The 19412-nt window shown below is 69.7% G+C and carries 18 protein-coding genes; 4 read left to right on the top strand and 14 right to left on the bottom strand.

Annotated elements, in window-relative coordinates; genetic code table 11:
* Positions 1–15: 15 nt before the first annotated feature.
* From ACGFIO_RS02790 to ACGFIO_RS02775, 4 genes are all read right to left on the bottom strand, one after another.
* Entirely contained in the window at positions 16–1707 is a 1692-nt protein-coding gene (locus ACGFIO_RS02790) for a ThuA domain-containing protein (RefSeq protein ID WP_392821149.1), read from the bottom strand.
* Positions 1704–4523 (bottom strand): PQQ-dependent sugar dehydrogenase, encoded by a 2820-nt coding sequence (locus ACGFIO_RS02785; protein WP_392821146.1) that lies wholly within the window; start codon positions 4521–4523, stop codon positions 1704–1706. The genes ACGFIO_RS02790 and ACGFIO_RS02785 overlap by 4 nt, the downstream gene beginning before the upstream one ends.
* Positions 4524–4618: 95 nt before the next feature.
* A complete protein-coding gene (locus tag ACGFIO_RS02780; protein WP_392821145.1) occupies positions 4619–4981 on the bottom strand; it encodes a PH domain-containing protein in 363 nt (120 codons plus the stop codon).
* Positions 4982–4990: 9 nt separating this feature from the next.
* Positions 4991–5305: a 4a-hydroxytetrahydrobiopterin dehydratase gene (locus ACGFIO_RS02775; RefSeq protein WP_392821142.1), complete on the bottom strand. Its 315-nt coding sequence runs from the start codon at positions 5303–5305 to the stop codon at positions 4991–4993.
* Between the two features lie 183 nt (positions 5306–5488).
* On the opposite strand from ACGFIO_RS02775, the gene ACGFIO_RS02770 reads away from it, so the two are divergent.
* Positions 5489–5926: a (deoxy)nucleoside triphosphate pyrophosphohydrolase gene (locus ACGFIO_RS02770; RefSeq protein ID WP_392821140.1), complete on the top strand. Its 438-nt coding sequence runs from the start codon at positions 5489–5491 to the stop codon at positions 5924–5926.
* Here ACGFIO_RS02770 and ACGFIO_RS02765 read toward each other — a convergent pair.
* Both ACGFIO_RS02765 and ACGFIO_RS02760 read right to left on the bottom strand, forming a co-directional pair.
* Positions 5903–7393, bottom strand: a complete 1491-nt coding sequence (locus ACGFIO_RS02765) for a long-chain fatty acid--CoA ligase (RefSeq protein WP_392821137.1) — start codon at positions 7391–7393, stop codon at positions 5903–5905. The two genes, ACGFIO_RS02770 and ACGFIO_RS02765, sit on opposite strands and share 24 nt — an antisense overlap.
* The gene (locus tag ACGFIO_RS02760) at positions 7390–8562 is read right to left on the bottom strand and encodes an acyl-CoA dehydrogenase family protein (RefSeq protein WP_392821134.1); all 1173 of its coding nucleotides are present in this window, start codon (positions 8560–8562) and stop codon (positions 7390–7392) included. Before ACGFIO_RS02760 ends, ACGFIO_RS02765 begins: the two co-directional genes overlap by 4 nt.
* Positions 8563–8617: 55 nt before the next feature.
* Here ACGFIO_RS02760 and ACGFIO_RS02755 point away from each other — a divergent pair, with 55 nt between their 5' ends.
* From ACGFIO_RS02755 to ACGFIO_RS02745, 3 genes are read left to right on the top strand one after another with little or no spacing between them, the layout of a single operon-like run.
* The gene (locus tag ACGFIO_RS02755) at positions 8618–9247 is read left to right on the top strand and encodes a TetR/AcrR family transcriptional regulator (RefSeq protein WP_392821132.1); all 630 of its coding nucleotides are present in this window, start codon (positions 8618–8620) and stop codon (positions 9245–9247) included.
* Positions 9244–10638, top strand: a complete 1395-nt coding sequence (locus tag ACGFIO_RS02750; protein WP_392821129.1) for an aldehyde dehydrogenase family protein — start codon at positions 9244–9246, stop codon at positions 10636–10638. The genes ACGFIO_RS02755 and ACGFIO_RS02750 overlap by 4 nt, the downstream gene beginning before the upstream one ends.
* Positions 10635–11723, top strand: a complete 1089-nt coding sequence (locus tag ACGFIO_RS02745; RefSeq protein ID WP_392821127.1) for an alcohol dehydrogenase catalytic domain-containing protein — start codon at positions 10635–10637, stop codon at positions 11721–11723. Before ACGFIO_RS02750 ends, ACGFIO_RS02745 begins: the two co-directional genes overlap by 4 nt.
* A gap of 117 nt (positions 11724–11840) precedes the next feature.
* Here the strand turns inward: ACGFIO_RS02745 and ACGFIO_RS02740 are convergent, their stop codons facing one another.
* From ACGFIO_RS02740 to ACGFIO_RS02705, 8 genes are all read right to left on the bottom strand, one after another.
* Positions 11841–12425 carry a TetR/AcrR family transcriptional regulator gene (locus ACGFIO_RS02740; RefSeq protein WP_392821125.1) on the bottom strand — a complete coding sequence of 195 codons (585 nt, stop codon included), beginning with the start codon at positions 12423–12425 and terminating at the stop codon, positions 11841–11843.
* On the bottom strand, positions 12422–13621 hold the full coding sequence (locus ACGFIO_RS02735) for an acyl-CoA dehydrogenase family protein (protein WP_392821122.1): 1200 nt from the start codon (positions 13619–13621) through the stop codon (positions 12422–12424). The genes ACGFIO_RS02740 and ACGFIO_RS02735 overlap by 4 nt, the downstream gene beginning before the upstream one ends.
* Positions 13622–14605 (bottom strand): phosphotransferase family protein, encoded by a 984-nt coding sequence (locus tag ACGFIO_RS02730; RefSeq protein ID WP_392821119.1) that lies wholly within the window; start codon positions 14603–14605, stop codon positions 13622–13624.
* Positions 14602–15366 carry an SDR family oxidoreductase gene (locus ACGFIO_RS02725; RefSeq protein ID WP_392821117.1) on the bottom strand — a complete coding sequence of 255 codons (765 nt, stop codon included), beginning with the start codon at positions 15364–15366 and terminating at the stop codon, positions 14602–14604. The genes ACGFIO_RS02730 and ACGFIO_RS02725 overlap by 4 nt, the downstream gene beginning before the upstream one ends.
* On the bottom strand, positions 15363–16118 hold the full coding sequence (locus ACGFIO_RS02720) for an SDR family oxidoreductase (RefSeq protein ID WP_392821115.1): 756 nt from the start codon (positions 16116–16118) through the stop codon (positions 15363–15365). Before ACGFIO_RS02720 ends, ACGFIO_RS02725 begins: the two co-directional genes overlap by 4 nt.
* 100 nt (positions 16119–16218) lie before the next feature.
* On the bottom strand, positions 16219–17490 hold the full coding sequence (locus tag ACGFIO_RS02715) for an ABC transporter substrate-binding protein (protein WP_392821113.1): 1272 nt from the start codon (positions 17488–17490) through the stop codon (positions 16219–16221).
* Entirely contained in the window at positions 17487–18536 is a 1050-nt protein-coding gene (locus ACGFIO_RS02710; RefSeq protein WP_392821110.1) for a branched-chain amino acid ABC transporter permease, read from the bottom strand. Before ACGFIO_RS02710 ends, ACGFIO_RS02715 begins: the two co-directional genes overlap by 4 nt.
* Positions 18533–19411, bottom strand: a complete 879-nt coding sequence (locus ACGFIO_RS02705; RefSeq protein WP_392821108.1) for a branched-chain amino acid ABC transporter permease — start codon at positions 19409–19411, stop codon at positions 18533–18535. The genes ACGFIO_RS02710 and ACGFIO_RS02705 overlap by 4 nt, the downstream gene beginning before the upstream one ends.
* Between the last annotated feature and the right edge of the window lies 1 nt (position 19412).

The raw sequence follows: 19412 nt of genomic DNA, 5'->3' as shown, positions 1-19412 counted from the left end.
GCGGGGACGCTGGGGCTAGGGCAGTCTCCAGATCTGGTTCGCCGCTGCGGTGCACGTCCAGATGTGGATCTGCTGACGGTCGGCCGGGTTGGCGTCGCTCACGTCGAGACACTTGCCGGACTGCGGGTTGACGATGGTGCCGTTGGACTGCGGCGTCCAGTTCTGGGCGCCACTGTTGTTGCAGGTGTAGAGCTGGGCCTTGGTGCCGTCCACGGTCTTGCCGCCTTCCACGTCGAGGCACTTGCCCAGGGCGCGGAACGTGTTGCCGGTGCGGGTCCAGACCTGCGCGTTGCTGTTGTTGCAGGTGTAGAGCTGGATCTTCGTACCGTCGGCGGTCTTGGCCCCGTCCACGTCGAGGCACTTGTTGGCCAGGCCGACGATCGGGCCGGTGCCGGTCGGCGGCGGGGTGCCACCGAGTTCCTTGATGCGGACGTTGCGGAACGCCACCGTGTCACCGTCGCCGTGGTTCTGGATGCCGATATGGCCGGCCAGCGAGCGTACGGAATTGGTGTTGGTGAAGTCGTTGATCTTCGTCCCGTTGAGGAAGATCTGCAGGTGCTCGCCCTCGACCAGCAGCTCGTAGGTGTTCCACGCGCCGGGCGGGTTGAGCGCGGCGTTCCGGGCGGCCAGGTCGGCCGACTTGAACGTGTAGACCGAACCGGTGGTCCGGTCGTCGGCGTCGGTCGGGTCGATCTGGATCTCGTAACCGTTGTCGACCGCCGACCAGGGGTCGGTGGACGGCGGGAAGCCGATGAAGACACCGCTGTTGTCGTCGTCGGTCATCTTCCAGTCGAGCTTCAGCGAGTAGCTGGTGAACTGCTTGGCCGAGTACCAGAACAGGCCCATGCCGCCGGTCGAGGTCAGCGTGGCGTCGGTGTTGGTGAACGACCCCGGGCCGGCCTGTGACCAGCCGGTGGTCGACCCGTTGTAGAGCGTGGTGTAGCCGGTTTCCGGGCGGCAGTCGGCGTTGACCCGTTTGGCCGCGTACCGGATGCCGCCGAGCAGCTGCTGCCGGAAGGTCGGGTCGGCGTACGACTCCTGGGTGTGGCCGGTGCCGGTGTAGAAGGACCGGCCCCCGCTCAGCGTCTTGCACCAGGTGATCGGGTGGTCGCCGCCCATGTTGCCGCCGGAATACGTGGACTCGTCCAACGTGGACAGCACGTGCGCCGTCGACCGTGGGTTGGTGCGGTAGTTGTACCACTCGTCGGTCCGGTTCCAGGCCTGCGGCAGCTGCGCGGTCGCCGGGTGGGCCCGGTCCTGGGTACGGATGGTGGCCTGCTGGATCGCCGGGTGCGAGTCGAACCAGGCGCCGACCAGTTCGCCGTAGAACGGCCAGTCGTACTCGGTGTCGGCCGCCGCGTGCACACCGACGTAGCCACCGCCACCGCGGATGTACGACTCGAACGCCGTCTGCTGGCTCGCGTTGAGCACGTCCCCGGTCGTGCTCATGAAGACCACGGCCTCGTAGTTGGCGAGGTTCGCGGTGGTGAACGCGCCGGCGTCCTCGGTGGCGGTCACCGTGAACGAGTTGGCCGCGCCCAGGTCACGGACCAGCTGGATGCCGGCCGGGATGGAGTCGTGCCGGAACCCGGCGGTCTTGGAGAAGACGAGGACGTCGTACGGTGCGTCGGCGGCGGACGCCGGTCCCGCCGGAGCCAGCGCGACCGCCGACATCAGGGACACCGCCGCCAGTACTCGACCGATCATGGCAACACCCACTTCTGGTTGGCCGCTCCCGCCACGCAGTCCCAGACGTGGATCTGCTGGCCGTCGGCGGGATTGTTCTCGGAGACGTCCAGGCAGCGGCCGGACGCGGGATTCCGCACGGTCCCGTCGGATTGCGCCGACCAGACCTGCGCCCCGGAGTTGTTGCAGGTGTAGAGCTGAACCTTGGTGCCGTTGGGGGCGGCGCCGCCGCCGGCCACGTCCAGGCACTTGCCCAGCACCTGCAGTGTGCCGTTGGCGGCCACCGTGAAGTTCTGGGCGCTGCTGTTGTTGCAGGTGTAGAGCTGGATCTTCGTACCGTCGGCGGTCTTCGCGCCGTCCACGTCGAGGCACTTGCTGGCCAGACCGCGGATCGGGCCGGTACGGCCGGTCGAGCCGGTGTTCAGCGTGAAGGCGTCCAGATCGAACAGTGCCGCGGTGCCGGAGCCGGCGAAGGTCAGGTAGAGCGTGGTGGTCGCCGCCGGCGCCCCGCTGACCGTCCCGCTGACGTCGGCGAACGTCTCCCACGACCCGGTCACCGGCACGGTCGCCGAGCCGACCACGGTGCCGGTCGGTGAGCCGGTGCGCAGTTGCAGCGTGCCGCCGGTGCCCCCGGAGGAGACCCGGGCGGTGAACGACGTGACGTTGTTGATCCGGTACGGGTTGAACGCGATCCAGTCGCCGTTGTTGATGTCGCCGACCGTCCGGCCGCCCTCGGCCTGACCCTTGTCGATCAGCGTGATTCCGGACGAGGTCTTGAAGTGCTCGGCCTGCCGGTGTCGCGGCTGCAGGATGTTCTGCTTGTGCGTGATCAGGCCGCCGGCGTCGGTGTACTCGGCGTCGAAGACCGCGAAGATGTTGGCCGCGCTGTCGTGCTCACCGTCGACCGGGATGGTGATCTGCCCGGAGCAGCCGTTCACCGACGTGATCTGGTGACCGTGGTTGTCGTGGCCGAGGATGTAGGTCATCTTGGCCCGGGCACAGTTGATCGAGCCGTCCTCCGGGTCGGAGGGGGTGAAGTTGAACGGAACCGTGTCGCCGTACGAGAACAGCGACCCGTCGGCCGGCGAGTTGATGGTGACCGTCGGCGCCGTGTTGCCCACGCCGACCTGGACGCTGGCGGTGCCGGTGGCCCCGCCGGAGTCCCGGGCGGTCAGCGTCACGTTGTAGGTGCCGTTGGCCGTGTACGTGTGGCTCGGGTTGGCCGCCGTCGAGGTGCCGCCGTCGCCGAAGTTCCACGAGTACGTGATCGCGTCACCGTCCGGATCGGACGATCCGGCCGACGAGAACGCCACCGTCAGCGGCGCCTGTCCCGAGGTCGGGTTGGCCGAGGCGACCGGGATCGGGGCCCGGTTGGCGCCGGCCAGGTAGTCGAACCGGTAGAGCGCCGAGTTGGCGTCGCCGTTGAAGTAGCCGGTGCCGTAGTCCAGCACGTACAACGCGCCGTCGGGGCCGAAGGCCATGTCCATGACCTGCTTGCCGGCCCACGGGAAGCTGTCGATGGTGCCGCGCGAGCCGTCGCTGTTGAGGTGGATCGGCTTGATCCAGCCCCGCCCGAACTCGCCGGCGAAGAACTGGTTGTCCATGTCGGCCGGGAACTTGGTCGGGGAGTTCAGGCTGGCGTCGAAGTGGTAGACCGGGCCGGCCATCGGCGACTCGGAGCCGCTGCCGAACTCGGACGGGCTGCCCGCGTCGCCGCCGTACCGGATCCAGGCCGGGCGGGCCGGTGGCAGCGTGCTCTGCCCGGTGTTGCGGAACGAGTTGTTGGTCGGCCCGCCGGAGCAGTTGTACTTGGGCCCGGTCGAGTTGGTGGCGAAGTTCCACTCGTTGTAGGTCTCGGCCGAGGTGTTCGAGCCGGTGCAGTACGGCCAGCCGTAGTTGCCCGCGCTGGTGATCCGGTTGAACTCGACCTGCCCGCTGGGTCCGCGGTTGGCGTCGGCGGTGCCCGCGTCCGGACCGTAGTCGCCCACGTAGACGACGCCGGTCTGCTTGTCGACGCTGAGGCGGAACGGGTTGCGGAAGCCCATCGCGTAGATCTCGGGCCGGGTGTTGGCCGTGCCCGGCGCGAACAGGTTGCCGGCCGGGATGGTGTACGTACCGTTGGCCTGCACCTTGATCCGCAGCACCTTGCCGCGCAGGTCGTTGGTGTTGCCGGCGCTGCGCTGGGCGTCGTAGACGGGGTTGCGGTCGGTGCGCTCGTCGATCGGCGAGAAGCCGGCCGAGTCGAACGGGTTGCTGTCGTCCCCGGTGGACAGGTAGAGGTTGCCGGCCGCGTCGAAGTCGATGTCGCCGCCGACGTGGCAGCAGATGCCCCGGTCGGTCTTGACGTCGAGGACGTCCACCTTGCTGCCCGTGTTGAGGGTGAAGTCGGCGTTCAGGGTGAACCGGGACAGCCGGTTGACGCCCTGCCAGGCGGTCCAGTTGGAGCCGGTGGCGGGCGCGTCGCCGGCCGGGGTGCTCAGCGGCGGCGCGTAGTAGAGGTAGATGAACCGGTTGGAGGCGAAGCCGGGGTCGACGCCGACGCCCTGCAGCCCTTCCTCGTCGTGGGTGTAGACCGCGAGGGTGCCGATCACCCGGGTGGCGCCGGCCGCGTCGGTGCGGCGCAGTGTCCCGTCCCGGGCGGTGTGCAGGACCGAGCGGTCCGGCAGCACCGCGAGGGCCATCGGTTCGCCAGTCTCGGCGACGCCTTTGGCCAGGGTGACCTGCTGGAAGTCGGAGGGGTCGATGGTGTGCGCGTCGGCCGCGTGAGGGATGGCCAGGAGGCCCGCGACCAGAAGCGCCGATCCAAGAGTGTAGATAAATCGATGTGTGCGGCGCATGGCTCCGCTCCCAGGGGATTGTTACCGGCGTGTGACGCGACCCTAGGCGACTTTGGGCGGAGCTGTAAATAGTTTTGCGTTCCGGAACAAAAGTCCTATGAGGTGTAGTGCAAGATCACATTGTGTACGTGGTGCGTCTTCTCGGATCCCCGGAACTCGACCTCGTACACGTGGGTGCCGACCGTGATGGCGATGTTGCCGGTCGAGAAGTACTGGCCGACGAAACTCTTGTTACTGACCACCGAGACGCTGCTGATCTTCGAGTACGGGATGCTCGTGATCGCGAAGCGCTTCCCCATGAAGGACTTGTCCTGGATGATCACCCGGCGCGTGGTCAGCCCGATGAACCCGGTCCCGACGCCGACCGCGTCGTACACGGCGATGATCTGCTCGCCCTCGAGGAGGCCGCTCTCGATCTGCTTGAACTGGTCTTTCTTGTCGTACACGGGCTCGGTCATGATCTCAGCTTAAGAAGCCCCGACCACCGTCTTGTACGCGTCCTCGATCCGGGCCGCCAGGGTCACCTGGCCGTCGGTGATGGTGTCGCCTTCGCCCGCACTCAGGCTGATCTGGGTGTGACCGTCCGTACGCCGGATCGCGGGACGTATGCGCAGTGTGTCGGCCGCCACTTTGATCCGCTCGGTCAGCGCGGCATGCTGGCTGTCGTCGCACGCCAGCTCTCGACGCAGTTCGATGCCGTCGCGCGTCCAGCCCTGCAACAGGGCGAGCGCGTCGGACAGATAGTCGGAAGAGTTAGCCCCGCGCCGCCTTCTGGCCCGCATCGCCGCACCCCCTTGGCGTTGTTGCCGGCTTGTGGCCAAACTGTCGCTGTGTCGTCATGGTCGGTCCTGACAGTCTTGTCTGCCGCGTCAACTATGTCCACGCCCACATATCCGTGTTCTCCCGACGATCGGGACGGCTCGGGGCAACCTGAACGGTGACTTTTTGTGGCAAGGTCTCACTCCATGCGCTCGGAACGCCCTGTCAGCCCCGCGTCATCACCCAGAGTGATTGTGGCGGCGGTGATCATCATGGGTGGCCGGGTGCTGGCCTGCGAGCGGTCGGCTCCGCCCGAGGTGGCCGGCAAGTGGGAGTTCCCCGGCGGCAAGGTCGAACCGGGCGAGACCGACGCCGAGGCGCTGGCCCGGGAGTGCGTGGAGGAGCTGGGCGTACGCGTCCGGGTGGGCGAGCGCGTCGGACCGGACGTGCCGCTCGCCCACGGACGGGCCGTGCTCCGGGTCTTCGCGGTCGAGCTGCTCGGCGGCGACGTCCCGCGCGCCCTGGAACACACCGCGATGCGCTGGCTCGGCCCGGACGAGCTGACCAGCGTGCGGTGGCTCCCGGCGGACAAGCCGATAGTCGCCGAACTGCCCCGGTTGTTATCGGGCGAAGGTCTTCCGTAGCTCCCGCTTGAGCACCTTGAAACTGGGGCCGAGCGGCAGCGACTCGACGAATCGGACCTGCCGCGGGTACTTGTGCCGGCCGAGCCTCTCCCTGCTCCACTCGATGAGGTCGCCCTCGGACAAGCCGGCGTCGGCCACCACGACCGCGCAGACCTCCTCGCCCAGCGTGGCGTCGGGCACGCCGATCACCGCGACCTGGTGCACCGCCGGATGCCGGGCCAGCGCCTCCTCGACCTCGCGCGGATAGACGTTGAAGCCGCCCCGGATGACCAGATCCTTCTTGCGGTCGACGATCGTGATGAAGCCCAGCTCGTCCTTGCGGCCCAGATCGCCGGTGCGGAACCAGCCGTCGACCAGCGCCTCGGCGGTGGCCTCGGGCCGGTTGTGGTAGCCGGCGAAGACGCAGTGCCCGCGGATCACGATCTCGCCCAGCTCGCCGGTGGGCAGGAACTCGACCCGCTCGTCGATCTCGGCCCGGGCGATCTCGGCCTCGACGCCCCAGATCGGGTGCCCGATCGTGCCCGGTCGCGTCCCGAAGGCGGGCTGGTTGGTGGTGGCCGTCGGCGAGGTCTCGGACAGCCCGTACCCCTCGTAGATCGGGGCTTTGAAGATCTCGGAGAACTTCTCCAGTACGGCCACCGGCAGCGACGCCCCGCCGGAGAAGGCCAGCCGCAGACCGGGCAGCTGGGCCGCCTTGGGCGCCGCCTCCAGCAACCCGATGAACATGGTCGGCACGCCGTAGAAGATCGTCGCGCCCTCCCGGACCATCAGGTCGATCGCTGCCTCCCCGGTGAACCGGGGCAACAGGACCAGCGTGCCGCCGGCTCGGAACGTGCCGTTCATCGCGACGCTCTGCCCGAACGTGTGGAACAGCGGCAGGCAGCCCATCGAGATGTCGTCGGGCCGCGGGTCGTGCACGTCGAAGGTGTTCACTGTCGCGTTCATGACCAGGTTGAGGTGGGTCAGCAGGGCGCCCTTGGGCTGACCGGTGGTGCCGCTGGTGTAGAAGATGACCGCGGTGTCCTCGGCCTCGCGGGTCACGTACGTGTGCAGCGGCGCCGGTTGCGGGACGTCAGCCGTGCTGATCAGCCGGACGTCGGCCCGGGCGGCGGCCGCGGTCGCGGTCTCGAGCTGGCTGGGGTGGGCGACGAGCAGGGAGGCGCCGCTGTCCTTCAGGACGTAGGCCATCTCCTCCGGCGTCAGCAGCAGATGCACCGGCACGATGACCGCGCCGGCGGCCAGGGCGCCGTAGTAGGCGCGGGGGAAGTCGATGACGTTGGGGATCTGCAGGGCGATCACGTCACCCGGGCGTACGCCGAGCTCCCGCAGCCCGGCCGCCCACGTGCGGGCCTCGGCCCACAGCTCGGAATAGGTCAGGCGGGTGCCCGTGTGGTCGATGACGCCGACCTTGTCGGGTCGCTTGCGAGCGGCTTCGGCCAGGATCGTCGCGAGGGAGAGAACTGTCATGCCAGATGTCCTCCGATCTTGGTGTACCCCCGGAGCAGATCCCGGGAGATGATCAGGCGCTGCATCTCGTCGGTGCCCTCGTAGATGCGGATCAGGCGGACCGCGCGGTACCACCGTTCGATCGGCAGTTCGCGGGTGTAACCCATGCCGCCGTGGATCTGCATGACCCGGTCGATCACCCGGTTGACCATGCCGGCGCCGTAGAGCTTGGCCATCGACGAAGCATGACGCGGATCGATGCCCTGGTCCACCGTCCAGGCGGCGCGCAGGATGAGCCAGCGGGCCGCCTCGAGCTCGACCTCGGAGTCGGCGATCATCCACTGGATGGCCTGGTTCTCACCGATCTTGCGCCCGAAGGTCTCGCGGGTGTTGGCATACTCGACGGCCATGCCCAGAGCGCGCTCCGCGGAACCCAGCGCGGCCGACGGGATCAGGTAGCGGCCGCGGCCGATCCACTTCATGCCCAGCTCGAAGCCCTGGCCGATCTCGCCGAGGATGTTGCGCGACGGTACGCGGACGTCGTCGAAGATCAGCGACGCCGGCCGGGCCTCGCCCATCGTCTCGATCACCTCGGAGGTCCAGCCCATCGAGCGGTCGACCAGGAACGCCGTCGTACCCCCGCCGCGAACGCCCTTCTCCCGGTCGGTGACCGCGACGACGATGCAGAAGTCGGCGTCGTTGCCGTTGGTGATGAACGTCTTCTCGCCGTTGAGCACCCAGTCGTCGCCGTCCCGGCGAGCGCTGAGCTTGATGTTGGCCGCGTCCGACCCGGCGCCCGGTTCGGTGATCGCGAAGCAGGAGATCCGCTCGCCCTCGATGGTCGGGACGAGGAACTCGCGCTTCTGGTCCTCGTTGGCGTAGTACAGGATGTTGTCGGCCTCGCCGCCGAAGCTGAACGGCACGAACGTGCGGCCGACCTCGGTCCAGATCAGCGACTGCATCACCGCGGGCAGGTCCATGCCGCCGTACTGCTCGGGCGTGCCCAGCCCCCAGTACCCGAACTTCTTGGCCTTCTGCCGGAGTTCGACCAGCTCGCCACGCTCCAGGCCGGGCCGATGGTTGCGCTCGCGCCGCAGCACCTCCGCCTCCAGCGGCATCACCTCCTTCGCGATGAACTGACGGGCAGTGTCACGGATCGCGCGTTCCTCATCGCTGAGAGAGAAGTCCATATGGATAAACTAGCGGCGTAAGTTTTCACACGTCCAGTGCAACCTTGGAGGCCCGATGGCTCGGCCGCGACAGGTTCTGCTCACCCGTGAGCGGATCGTCGAGGCGGCCGCCGCGCTGGTCGACGCCGAAGGGCTGGACGCGGTGTCGGTCCGCCGGCTCGCCACCGAGTTGGGCGTCGCCGGTCCATCGCTGTACAACCACTTCGCCACGAAAGCCGAAATTCTGGACGCGGTCGCCGACGCGGTGATCGCCGAAGTCGACATCTCGGCTTTCGGGGACAACGACTGGGGCAAGGCGTTGCGGTCGTGGGCGCAGTCGTACCATGCCGTGCTCAGCGCGCACCCCAACATCGTGCCGGTGCTGGCCCGCGGCCCGGGACGCAACCCGGCCGCACTGGGCATGGCCGACGCCGTCTACGGCGCGCTGATCCGGGCCGGCTGGTCACCGTCGCGCGCCACCCACATCGGCGCGTTGCTGCGCTACCTGGTCACCGGGTCCGCGCTGGGGTCGTTCGCCCTCGGCTTCCCCGAGGACCCGGAGCTGTACGCGCACTACCCCCATCTTCACCACGCCCACCACCTCGCCGAACATCGCCAGCGGGTGGACGAGGGCGCGTTCGTCCTCGGCCTGGAGACGCTGGTCTCCGGCCTCGAATCCCAGCTGCAGAGCGAGGCGGAACGATGACACGTGACAGGTTCTTCGTCGGTGGCGCCTGGGTGGACCCGGCGTCGTCCGAGGTGATCGAGGTGATCAACCCGGCCACCGAGGAGGTGCTGGGCACGGTGCCCGCGGGCACGTCCTCCGATGTGGACGCCGCCGTCGCCGCGGCCCGCGACGCCTTCGACGGGTGGGCCACGACGCCGATGGCCGAGCGTGGCGCCGTGCTGGACCGTCTGCACACCGCCCTGGCGGCGCGTGCCGACGACATCGCCCGGACCGTCGGGCTCGAACTCGGCACGCCGCTCAAGATCGCCCAGGCGGTCCAGGCCGGTCTGCCGCTCGCGGTTCTCCGGGGGTACGCCGACCTGGCCGCCGGCCCGGTGACCGAGCCGGCCATCGGCAACTCGCTGGTCGTCCGCGAACCGGTCGGCGTGGTCGGCGCGATCACCCCGTGGAACTATCCACTGCACCAGGTCGTGGCCAAGGTGGCAGCCGCACTGGCCGCGGGCTGCACCGTGGTGCTCAAGCCGAGCGAGCTGACCCCGCTGGTGGCCTACCTGCTCGCCGACGCGGCGGTCGAGGCCGGCGTACCCGACGGGGTCCTGAATCTCGTCACCGGCACCGGACCGGTGGTCGGGGCGGCGATCGCCGGACACCCCGGCGTCGACATGGTCTCGTTCACCGGCTCGACCGCGACCGGCCGGGCCATCGCCCACGCCGCCGCCGACCGGATCGCCAAGGTCGCGCTCGAACTGGGCGGCAAATCGGCCAACGTGATCCTCGAGGGCGCCGACGTCGCCAAGGCGGTGAAGACCGGCGTGGGCAACGCGTTCCTCAACTCCGGGCAGACGTGCACGGCCTGGACCCGGATGCTGGTGCACCGCAGCGCCTACGACGACGCGGTCGCCCTGGCCGGTCAGGTGGCGGGGGCGTTCACCGTCGGCGATCCGTTCGACCCGGCGACCCGGCTCGGTCCGCTGGTCTCGGCGGCGCAACGGGACCGCGTACTCGGCTTCATCGAGCGGGCCGACGCCAAACTGGTCTCCCCGAGCGTCCCGGTGCCGGACAAGGGTTACTTCGTGGCGCCGGCCGTCTTCGCCGACGTCGACCCGGACAGCGAACTCGCCCAGGAGGAGATCTTCGGGCCGGTGCTGTCGATCATCCCGTTCGACGACGACGACCACGCCGTACGGATCGCCAACAACTCGCGCTACGGCCTGGCCGGCGGCGTCTGGGGCGAACCGGACCGGGCGATGGCGGTGGCCCGGCGGATGCGGACCGGCGCGGTCGACGTCAACGGCGGCCGGTTCAACCCGCTGGCCCCGTTCGGCGGCTACAAGCAGTCCGGCGTCGGACGTGAGCTCGGCTCGTTCGGGTTGGAGGAGTTCCAGCAGGTGAAGGCGATCCAGCGATGAGTACGACGGTGTCCGCGGTGGTGGCCCGCGCGCCCGGCTCGGCGCCCGCCCTGGCCCAGGTGCAACTGCCGCCGGTCCGATCGGGCGAGGTGCGGGTGGCGATCCGGGCGGCCGGGGTGTGCCACTCCGACCTGTCCATGGTCAACGGGACCCTGCGCCCGCCGTACCCCCTGATCCTGGGGCATGAGGCGGCCGGCGAGGTGGTCGAGATCGGCGACGGCGTGACCCGCGTCCAGACCGGCGACCAGGTGGCGCTGAACTGGCAGCCGGCCTGCCGCATGTGCTGGTTCTGCACCCACGGCCAGCCGTGGCTGTGCGCCACCACCAGCGGCATCGCGGCTCTGGCCAACGGCAGCACGATCGACGGCGAGCCGGCCTACGTGACGTTGGGGCTGGGCGCGTTCGCCGAGCAGGTGGTCGTCGGCGAGAACGCCGTCATCGGCGTACCCACCGGATTGGATTGGGCTTCGGCCGCGCTGCTGGGTTGTGCCGTGCTGACCGGAACGGGCGCCGTCCGCAACACCGCACGGGTCGCGCCGGGCGAATCGGTGCTGGTCATCGGCCTTGGCGGGGTCGGCCTGGCGGTCGTCGCGGCGGCCCGGGCGGCCGGCGCGACCACTGTCATCGCGGTCGACGTCAGCGAGGCCAAGAAGGAACTGGCCTCGTCGGCCGGCGCGACCGACTTCCTGGTCGCGTCGGACGGCCTGGCCAAGGAGGTACGCGCCCGCACCGAGGGCCGCGGCGCCGACCACGCCTTCGAGTGCGTGGGCCGATCGGCGACGATCCGCGCCGCGTGGCGGGCGACCCGGCGCGGCGGCCAGGTCACCGTGGTCGGCATGGGCCGGCACGACGACCTGGTCGAGTTGAGCGCGCTGGACATCTTCTCGTCGGCGCGCACGCTGCGGTCCTCGGTCTACGGCAACGCCGACCCCGACGTCGAGGTCCCGCAGCTGGCGGACGACGTGCTGGCCGGTCGCCTCGCGCTGGACCACCTGGTCACCGAGCGGATCGGCCTGGCCGACGTGCCGGCCGCCTTCGACCGCATGTCCCGCGGCGAGGGCGCCCGCTCAGTGGTCCTGCTCTGACCCCCGCGGCCGCCTACCACAAGCTGTGACAGTGGTAGGCCGGCGCTCGGTATCACGGGCTTTGACGGTGGTAGGCCCGGGCGGTGTCCGGGTCGCGGATGCCGCGCTGGGCTACCACTAATGCTTGGTCAGCAGGGCCGAGACGGTGCGGTGGAGGATGGCGGCGGCGGTTTCGGAGGTGAGTTCCATGGGGGTACGCAGGGTGTCCCACATGTTCCACATGCTGACGACCGTGATCGCGTCGAGGAGTTCCTGGTCGTCGGCGATGACATCGGCGAAAAGGGCGGCCACCTCGTCGCGGGCGCGTTCGACGTGCAGCTTGCGGTAGCGCTGAAGGGCGGGCGAGAACGGCTCCTTCAGCGCCGCCGCGCGGGCGGCCGGGCCGACGAGATCGTTGAGCTTGGCCCGCTGCCGGCAGTATCGGTCGATGCGCTCGGCCAGCGGAAGGTCGGGTGAGATGGGCCGGTGAGCCGCGTCCCGCCGTTCCAGTATCCGCTGGGCGCTGGCCGTCATCAGCGCCTCCATGTCGGCGAAGTGGCTCCACAGGGCACGCAGCGACACCCCGGCCAGCTTGGCGATGCGGTCGGCGGTCGGGCGCATGTCGCCGTCGGTGATCAGGGTGACGTGCGCGTCCACGATGGCGTTGCGGGTGCGCTCGGAGCGGGCGGTGCGACCGTCCACGCGCGGGGTCGGTGTGGTCATCGTGGGCTCCGGTATCGTTCGAGCTCGCGCCGGGCCAGCGAGCGCTTGTGCACTTCGTCGGGCCCGTCGGCCAATCGGAGCGTACGGGCCGCCGCCCACAGCCGGGCCAACGGCGTGTCCTGGCCCACCCCGGCCGCGCCGTGGGCCTGGATGGCCTTGTCCACGATCCATTCGACGGTCGCCGGCGTGACGATCTTGATGGCCTGGATCTCGGTGTGCGCGCCCTTGTTGCCGACCGTGTCCATCAGCCAGGCGGCCTTGAGCACCAGCAGCCGGGCCTGCTCGATGCGTACCCGGGCCTCGGCGATCCAGTCCCGCACCACGCCCTGCTCGGCCAGCGGCTTCCCGAACGGCTCGCGGGCCAGCGCCCGGGTGCACATCAGTTCCAGGGCGCGTTCGCCCATGCCGATCAGCCGCATGCAGTGGTGGATCCGGCCGGGTCCGAGGCGCGCCTGGGAGATGGCGAAGCCGCCGCCCTCGACACCGATCAGGTTCGTCGCGGGTACGCGAACATTCTCGAAAAGGACCTCCGCGTGCCCTCCGTGATCGCCGTCGTCGTAACCGAAGACCGTCATGCCCCGCTTGACCGTCACTCCGGGTGTGTCCCGCGGGACCAGGATCTGGCTCTGCTGCACGTGCCGGGCGGCCTCGGGGTCCGTCTTGCCCATCACGATGAAGATCTTGCAGTTCGGGTTCATCGCCCCGGAGATGTAGAACTTGTGCCCGTTGATCACGTAGTCGTCGCCGTCGCGGACGATCCGGGTGCCGATGTTGGTGGCGTCGGACGAGGCGACCTGCGGCTCGGTCATCGCGAAGGCGGACCGGATCTCGCCCGCCAGCAGTGGCTTCAACCATTGTTCCCGCTGGTCAGCGGAGCCGAACTCGGCCAGCACCTCCATGTTGCCGGTGTCCGGGGCGGCGCAGTTGAGCGCGGCCGGAGCGATCGACGGGCTGCGGCCGGTGATCTCGGCCAGCGGCGCGTACTGCAGGTTGGTCAGGCCGGCACCGTGCTCGCCGGGCAGGAAGAGGTTCCACAGGCCGCGCGCCTTGGCCTCGGCCTTCAGCGGTTCCAGCGAGGCGGGCGGACCCCAGCCGTCGGCCTCGAACGTCGCCTCCAGCGGGTAGACGAACTCGTCCATGAACGCGAGGAGCCGCTTGCGGTAGTCCTCGGTCTTTTCGTCGTACCCGAAGTCCATCTATTCCTCCAGAGCCTCGTGCCCCTGTGTGACCAGAGGCGCCACCATGCTTCCGACCGCGTCGAAGCCCGCCCCGACGGTCTGACCTTGCACGTAGCGGTAGTGGACGCCTTCCAGGATCACCGCGAGCTTGAAACAGGCGAACGCCACGTACCAGTGCAGGTCCGAAACGTCCCGCTTGCTGCGTTCGGCGTACCGGGTGGCCATCTCGGGCAGCGTCGGGTGGCCGGGAACGGTCAGCGGGGCGCGCGGCTCGCCGTTCTGGTCCAGCAACGGCCGGCCGGCGTACACCTGCATCAGGGCGACGTCGCTGAGCGGGTCGCCCAGCGTCGACATCTCCCAGTCGAGCACCGCGCTGACCTCGAGGTTGTCGTCGATCAGCACGTTGTCGAGCCGGAAGTCGCCGTGCACGACGGCGCCGTCGCCCTCGGGGATGTGTACGGCCAAGCGGGCGTGCAGCTCGTCGATGCCGGTCACCTCGCGGCTGCGGGAGGCGTCCAGCTGCTTCTTCCAGCGGCGGACCTGGCGCTCGTTGAAGCCCTGGGGCCGGCCGAAGTCGCCCAGCCCGATCGCTGCGGGGTCGAGCGCGTGCAGGTCGGCGAGCGTGTCGACCAGATCGAGGACGAGCCGGTGCATCCGCTCGGGGCCGAGGTCCTCGAGGTCGGTGACGTCCCGGTAGATGCGGCCGGGGGCGTGCTCCATCAGGTAGAACGGGGCGCCGATGACGCCGGGGTCGGTGCACAGCCGGACCGGTGCGGGGCAGGGAAAACCGGCCGCGGACAGGGCCGACAGCACCCGGTGCTCGCGGACCATGTCGTGCGCGGTGGGCAGCACGTGACCCAGCGGCGGGCGGCGGAGCACCCAGCGGGTCTCGCCGTCGGTCACCGCGTAGGTCAGGTTGGAGCGCCCGCCCGCGAACATCGTCGCGCTCAGCGGCCCGGTCCCCAGGAACGAACGCAGCGCGTCGAGGTTGAGCCCCTTCACTCGAAGCTCCGCTGGATCTTGTTCATCCCGGCCAGCCAGCGGTCCGGGTCGGCCGCCCGGCGCTGGGCGTAGTCGGCCACCTCGGGGTGCGGCAGGATCAGGAAGCCGTCCAGCTCGACCTGGTCGAACACCACGTCGGCGACCTCGCCGGCGTCCAGGGCGCCCTCGGCGAGCAGGGCGCTGCTGGCCGACTGGCCGTCGTCGCGGAGCAGCATGTCGGTGCGTACGCCCTGCGGGCACAACGCCTGCACCTTGAGGCCGCGGTGCGCGTAGGTGGCCCGCAGCCACTCGGCGTAGGCCAGCGACGCGTGCTTGGTGACCGAGTACGACGCGCTGCCGAGCAGGGTCAGCAGACCGGCGGCGGAGACGGTGACCAGCAGGTGGCCCCGGCCCGCGGCCAGCCAGCGCGGCAGCAGCGCCCGGCTGGCGTACACGTGGCTCATGACGTTGACCTGAAAATCGCGCAGCCAGGCCTGGTCCGGCGTCTCGGGGCCGCCTCCGGTCAGCACGCCGGCGTTGGCGCAGAAGAGATCGATGCCGCCGAGCTCGTCCCAGGCGGTGTCGACCAGGCGCGCCACGTCGGCCTCACGACCGGCATCGCCGGGCACCGCCCGCCCTCCGATCTCGGCCGCGACGGCCGACGCGGCCGCCTCGTCGAGGTCGTTCACGATCACCTGGGCTCCGCCGGCGGCGAACCGGCGGGCCATGGCGGCACCGATGCCACCACCGGCACCGGTGACCACGACGCGTTTGGCGTTCACTGGACGACACCGGTCAGCGTCACGCCACCGTCGATGATCAAGGTCTGCCCGGTCATCCAGGCCGCGTCCGCGGAGCACAGGAAGGCCACCGCGCCGGCCACGTCGGAGGGCTCGCCGAGCCGCTTCAACGGGTAGGTGGCCGACACCTCGGCCTCGCGGCCCTCATAGAGCGCGGTGGCGAACTTGGTCTTGACCACGGCCGGTGCCACGGCGTTCACCCGGACGGTGGGCGCCAGCTCGACAGCGAGCTCTTCGGTGAGGTGGATCAGCGCCGCCTTGGTGATGCCGTAGAAGGCGATGCCGGGCGCCGGGCGCACTCCGGAGACCGAGGAGATGTTCACGATCGAGCCGCCGGTGCCGGCCAGCCCGCCGCGCAGCGCCTCCTGCACCCAGCCGAGCGTGCCGAGCACGTTGACCTCGAGCATCTTGCGGGCGGCGTCGAGATCGACGTTCTCCAGCGGACCGTACGCCGGGTTGATGCCGATGTTGTTGACCAGCGTGTTGACCGGGCCGAAGCGGTCGGTGGTGGCGGCGACGACGGCGGCGCGGTGCTCCGGGTCGTCACCCTTACCGGCCACGTCGATCGCCACCTCCGGGCCGCCGAGCTCCTTGGCCGCGGCGGCCAGGGTCTCCGCGTTGCGCCCGGTGATGGCCACCCGGGCACCGTCGGCTACGAACCGCTGGGCGATGGCGAAACCGATCCCCCGGCTCGCGCCCGTAACGATCGCCACCGTGCCGGTCAGCTGTGTCATCACATCTCCCGTCAGAATTTGCACCGAGGCTGCAAACCGTAATCGGGCGCAGGCCCGCCGCCAACCTTGTCCGACCCGGCGAAGGGCCGCAACCGGTCGGTCAGGAAGCGGGGGGAATACCATTCGCCGGAGGTGTCGCCGGAGGTGCCGGATAGTCCTTGACCGGCCCGTCCTTCGCGTCCGTCTGGTAGGTGGGACCGAAGAACACGGCCTTGCCGCCGGTGATCTTCGTGAGCCGCATGCCACCATATCCGGAGTGATCGTCCTTCGAGAAACGAAGGGGCGCCAGGCCCGGTCCGCCGGCGAAGCCGCCCTTCTCGACCGCCTCGATGATTCCTTCGCGGGTCAGGTCCTGGCCCGCCGCCTGCAGGGCCTGCACCAGCAGGTACGCCCCGGCCATGCCGTACACCACCAGGTTGTCGAACTCGGCGCCGCCGTTGTACTGGGCGTTGACCTTCTTGAAGAGCTGGATCCAGGGATTGCCGTCCTCATTGCTCAGTGGCAGATAGCCTTCGGCGATGATCCCTTCGAGCAGCGCCGGGGCCGCCGCGCCCAGCGACTTGGTCAGCGTGGCCGGATCGGAGCCCACATTGGACACCACGAACTGCGGCTTGTACCCGATCTTGGCCGCGGTCCCCAGCGAGAGCGCGGTGAAACCCGGGATGCTGCCGAGCATGACCACCTCGCACGCTGCCGCCTTGAACGCGCCGATCTGCGGGCCGACGTTCGGGTTGCTGGTCACGTAGGTCTGCTTGGCCGTGACCGGGGCGCCCAGACCCTTTTCGAAACCGAGCAGGCTGTCCCGGCCGAAGTCGTCGTCCTGGCCCAGGAAGCAGACCTTCTGGCCGGGGAAGGTGGTCTTGACGTACGTGCCCAGAACCTTGCCCTCGACCGTGTAGTCCGGGTTGAAGCCGAACGTGCCCGGATACTTCTGCGGCTGGTTCCAGCTGCGGCTGCCCGAGCTGACGAACAGGTCGGGCACCCGGTTGGTCTTGAGGAAGTCGAGGACGCCGGTGTGGGTGGCCGTACCCAAGCCATTGAAGATCGCGAAGACCTTGTCCTGCAGCACCAGTTCGCGGACCACCTGCTGGGTGGTCGCCGGGTTGTAGGTGTCGTCCATGACCTTGTAGGTGATCTTGCGGCCGTGCACGCCGCCGTTCGCGTTCACGTAGTCGAAGTACGCCTTGCTGGCCGGCGCGATCTTCGAGTAGCCGGCCGCCGCCGGGCCGGTCAGCGGCATGTGCGTGCCGATCAGAATCCCGGCGTCGGTCACCCCGGGGGTGTCTTTCGAAGCGCCGCCTCCGCCGTCGCCCGAGCAAGCGGTGGCGGCGAACAGCAGAGCGACGACGGCGACCTGCGCGATGCGTCTCATCTTCTTCTCCTGCGGATTCTCGAAGGGAGGGAGGCGATTCCGCCCGGGAACGCGAGCATCACGACGATCAGCACCACGCCGAAGATGGCCAGCGGCAGGTTGCCCTCCAGCCGCTGGGCCAGCGCGGGGGACACGTCGATCGAGTCGGTGATCGAATGGGTGACGGCCGGCAGCACGACCAGCAGGACGGCACCCCAGAGCGCGCCGCTCAACCGGCCCAGGCCGCCGATCACGATGGCCATCAGCAGGAACAGCGACAGGGCGAGCGGGAACGCGCCCGGGCTGACGCTCTGCGAGAGCACCGCGATCAACGCCCCGCCCAGGCCGGCACAGGCGGCACTGACGACAAACGCCAGCACCTGGGTACGCGCGACGTTGACGCCGGCCAGCCGGGCCGCGGTCTCGTCGTCCCGGACGGCCGTCAGGTCGCGCCCGAACCGGCTGCGGACCAGGTTGGCCAGCAGGAGCAGCGTGAGCAGGGCACCGGCCCAGGTCAGCCAGGCCTGCCAGCGTTCGTACGGGAAGTCGTACCCCAGCGCCACCGGCGGCGGGTCGACGGCGACGGACAGGCCCTGGTCGCTGTTGAAGGTCCCGTCCCAGGTGCTGGTGATGGCCGGCACCACGACCGCGACCGCCAGCGTGAGCCCGGCGAGGTACGGTCCCCGCAACCGGGCCGCGGCCAGTCCCACCACCGCGCCGGCGACAGTGGTCACGACGATCGCGGCCAGCACCGCCACCAGCAGAGTCCACTGCCCCAGCCCGTTTCCCGCGAGCGAGTTCTGAGTCAGCGCCAGCGTGTAGGCGCCGACCGCCATCAGGGCGCCGTGGCCCAACGACAGCTGGCCGTTCAACCCGGTCAGGACGGTCAGGCCGGCCGTCACGCAGAGGTAGGCGCCGACCGTGGCCAGCTGGTAGTTCCGGAACGGCGGCAGGACATAGCTCAGGGCCAGGATGATCACGGCCCCGAGCAGTACGAGGGCGATGTGCCTGCTCTTTCGCACGGGTGCCGGCACCTGGACCCGGACCCGCTCCTCGAGATCGGTCACGCCGCCCTCGCCTTCGCCCGGCCGAACAGGCCGCCGGGCCGGCCCAGCAGCACGACGAGCAGGAGCGCGAGCACCGCGATGGGCGCCACCGTCGCACCGAGATAGCCACTGACGTACGACAGCAGCAACCCGACGATCACCCCACCGGCCACCGCCCCGACCGCGCTGTCCAGGCCACCCACCACCGCCGCGGTGAACGCCGACACGAACACGACGTCCATGGCGTTCGGATGCAGCCCCAGCTCGGTCGGGATGACCAGCATCCCGGCCAGCGAACCGACCGCCGCGGCCAGCGCCCAGCCCAGCGTCAGCATCCCGCCGACGTTCACCCCCAGCAGCCGGGACACGTCCGGGGCGAAGGCCGCCGCCCGCATCCGCAGGCCGATCGCGGTCCGCGTGAACAGCAACACCAGCAACGCCACCACGGCGAGCACCGCGCCACCGACAAACAGATCGAACCGCGACAGCAGCGCGATCCCGCCGACCACGAACGCGTCCCGGTCGAACGGCGCCGCGGCCGGGAGGAACTCGTTGCCGTAGATCATGCCCAGCGCCGCCTGGATGACCAGGACCAGGCCGAGCGCCACGACCACGCCGTTGAGCGGGGACGAATGGTCGACGAAGCGCATCACCACCCGCTCCACGCCCGCGCCCAGCAGCAGGCCGCCGGCCAGCGCGACCACGAAGCCGAGCCAGTACGAGCCGGTCGCGCCGGCCACCGAGTAGCCGGCGTACGCGGTCGCCACGGCCATCGCGCCCTGGGCGAAGTTGACGATCCGCGCCGCCCGCCAGATCAGGACCAGGGACAGCGCGAAGGCGGCGTACACGGCGCCCCGGCTGAGCCCGTCGAAGGTCAGGAAGATGAAGCGGTCCACT

It is taken from the genome of Actinoplanes sp. NPDC049265 (assembly GCF_043197135.1).
GTDB lineage: Bacteria > Actinomycetota > Actinomycetes > Mycobacteriales > Micromonosporaceae > Actinoplanes.
The sequence above is the reverse complement of the archived record's forward strand: the minus strand, read 5'-3'. Positions and strand labels throughout refer to the sequence as shown.

Bases quoted from the DNA above. Each gene is read 5' to 3' on its own strand.
- ACGFIO_RS02745 (WP_392821127.1), top strand. From the start codon at position 10,635: ATGAGTACGACGGTGTCCGCGGTGGTGGCCCGCGCGCCCGGCTCGGCG.
- ACGFIO_RS02780 (WP_392821145.1), bottom strand. From the start codon at position 4,981: ATGACCGAGCCCGTGTACGACAAGAAAGACCAGTTCAAGCAGATCGAG.
- ACGFIO_RS02775 (WP_392821142.1), bottom strand. From the start codon at position 5,305: ATGCGGGCCAGAAGGCGGCGCGGGGCTAACTCTTCCGACTATCTGTCC.
- ACGFIO_RS02755 (WP_392821132.1), top strand. From the start codon at position 8,618: ATGGCTCGGCCGCGACAGGTTCTGCTCACCCGTGAGCGGATCGTCGAG.
- ACGFIO_RS02720 (WP_392821115.1), bottom strand. From the start codon at position 16,118: ATGACACAGCTGACCGGCACGGTGGCGATCGTTACGGGCGCGAGCCGG.
- ACGFIO_RS02790 (WP_392821149.1), bottom strand. From the start codon at position 1,707: ATGATCGGTCGAGTACTGGCGGCGGTGTCCCTGATGTCGGCGGTCGCG.
- ACGFIO_RS02785 (WP_392821146.1), bottom strand. From the start codon at position 4,523: ATGCGCCGCACACATCGATTTATCTACACTCTTGGATCGGCGCTTCTG.
- ACGFIO_RS02715 (WP_392821113.1), bottom strand. From the start codon at position 17,490: ATGAGACGCATCGCGCAGGTCGCCGTCGTCGCTCTGCTGTTCGCCGCC.
- ACGFIO_RS02760 (WP_392821134.1), bottom strand. From the start codon at position 8,562: ATGGACTTCTCTCTCAGCGATGAGGAACGCGCGATCCGTGACACTGCC.
- ACGFIO_RS02735 (WP_392821122.1), bottom strand. From the start codon at position 13,621: ATGGACTTCGGGTACGACGAAAAGACCGAGGACTACCGCAAGCGGCTC.
- ACGFIO_RS02765 (WP_392821137.1), bottom strand. From the start codon at position 7,393: ATGACAGTTCTCTCCCTCGCGACGATCCTGGCCGAAGCCGCTCGCAAG.
- ACGFIO_RS02740 (WP_392821125.1), bottom strand. From the start codon at position 12,425: ATGACCACACCGACCCCGCGCGTGGACGGTCGCACCGCCCGCTCCGAG.
- ACGFIO_RS02750 (WP_392821129.1), top strand. From the start codon at position 9,244: ATGACACGTGACAGGTTCTTCGTCGGTGGCGCCTGGGTGGACCCGGCG.
- ACGFIO_RS02770 (WP_392821140.1), top strand. From the start codon at position 5,489: ATGCGCTCGGAACGCCCTGTCAGCCCCGCGTCATCACCCAGAGTGATT.